Source organism: Protofrankia sp. Cas8 (assembly GCF_963555845.1).
Lineage (GTDB): Bacteria > Actinomycetota > Actinomycetes > Frankiales > Frankiaceae > Protofrankia.
Genome location: NZ_CAUVXI010000106.1, coordinates 4,238 through 5,864, shown reverse-complemented (window position 1 = coordinate 5,864; position 1,627 = coordinate 4,238). Strand labels below are relative to the sequence as shown.

Sequence of the window (1,627 nt, the reverse complement as noted above, 5' to 3'; positions counted from 1 at the left end):
TCCTATGCGATATGCGGTCGTGGCGGACCTGCACGGCAAACGCAAGGCGTGGCGGCGGGTGCTGGACGATGCGCAGCGTCGCGGGGCCGACCGGATCGTATGTCTCGGCGACTACCTCGACGCCAAGGTGCCATGGCGTAGCCATGACAGCACCACTCGGCGGGACCTCACCGACGTGGTGGAATCGGATCCGAGACTGTGGCGCGAGTTGGCCGGCGTCGATCTGGTTCTCGGCAACCAGGAATGGCGGATCCGCGATCTGCTGCGGGATGAGCAGACTGCCGGAGATCTTGATGTTCTACTTGCCGCACCCGAAACCCGCATGATCGGGGCTGCCACCGCAATGCACGGTCACCAGTTTTCCTGGGACCACGGGCCAACTCGTCCCGGATGGCCCACGGTGGCCTACCCCCGGTTCGCGCAGCTGCCCGACGTCCCGATCCTGATGGTCGGCCACTCCCACCAGGTGCTGCTTCTGGACCTGCTCTCGCTCGGGGAGCCGGCCGACCCGACCGACCCGACCGACCCGGCCGGCGCGGTGCTGGCGCGGCGTTGGCCGGTCACCCCGGGGATGGCGATCCCGGTTGATCCGGGCAGTGCGCGGCGCCTGCTTGTCAATGTCGGTCCGGCGCGGGGCAAGCCGTCGTGCTGGCTTCTCTATGACGACACAGCGTCCGAACTGACCTTCCACGAAGCCGTATCCGGGCGCTCATAGAGCGCCTGGCAACAGGGACGTGGATCAAGGAGCGGGGCCGGAGCGCGGGTACCCGGCGTCGCTGTGAGCGGTGTTCGCAGGTCATCCACCGCCGGTGTTGATGAATGCCTCGATGGTGGTGGCCGGGATGACGCCGAGCGGCCGACCCTCGTCTTCGACCGTGATCGTCGTGCCCGCAGGCGCATCGCGCAGGGACTCGTTGACCGCGGTGGTGAGAAAGTCACGCCAGTCCAGGAAGATTTCAGGTAGGAAGGTGTCGATCACGCCTGCCAGCGGTCGGGCCGGGTCGGGGACCTTGCCGAGGTCCGCCACAGTGATGATCGAGGAGCGGATGAGGTCGGCTTCGAGGTGCACGACCCGGGCGTAGCGCACACCCGCGTTGCGCATCTCGCGAGCGGCTTCGTCACGGGTGGCCGTGTCCTGGAGCTCGATGAAGGGCTCCACCTTGTCGACAAGGCCGACCACTCCGGCGAGATCTCGAATGATCTTGTCCTGTGTCACGTTGCAGTTCCTTCCCGGGTGCCGGTCCTGGGAACCCGGCGGCCGCTGCGTATTGGGATCTGGGCAGTCGCGCCGTCAAGGTGTCCACCGGTCGTCGTGAAACTGTCAAACGCGCCCATTTTCGGCGCGTTGGGTAATAGTTGCATCGTTGTGATTCATCCACGTGTTCACGGTGGACTATCTGGGTCATCAGGTGACATGCCCCACGATGTCCAGGTGGATTTGGGTGGCAATGGTCTATCTTGTTTTCTGGTCACAAGCGGGGTGTAAACCGGGATCCTGGTGGTCATTCCCGGGCTGCCCGGCGACCCTCGGGTCGCCGTTCCAGGAAGGGATCATGGAAGGTGTCGCGGATCAGAATGATCCTGCCGGCTTTCCGGCAGGTGACCCGGTAGCGTCGCTCTGCGCAGT

General features: G+C 65.3%; 2 protein-coding genes. One reads left to right on the top strand and one right to left on the bottom strand.

Annotated elements, in window-relative coordinates; all coding sequences use genetic code 11:
• On the top strand, positions 1–715 hold a 715-nt coding region (locus U9977_RS15810), incomplete at its 5' end, for a metallophosphoesterase family protein (protein ID WP_322750029.1).
• Positions 716–796: 81 nt separating this feature from the next.
• Here U9977_RS15810 and U9977_RS15805 read toward each other — a convergent pair.
• Complete coding sequence (locus U9977_RS15805) at positions 797–1,216, bottom strand: hypothetical protein (RefSeq protein WP_322750028.1); 420 nt, start codon at positions 1,214–1,216, stop codon at positions 797–799.
• Positions 1,217–1,627 lie beyond the last annotated feature (411 nt).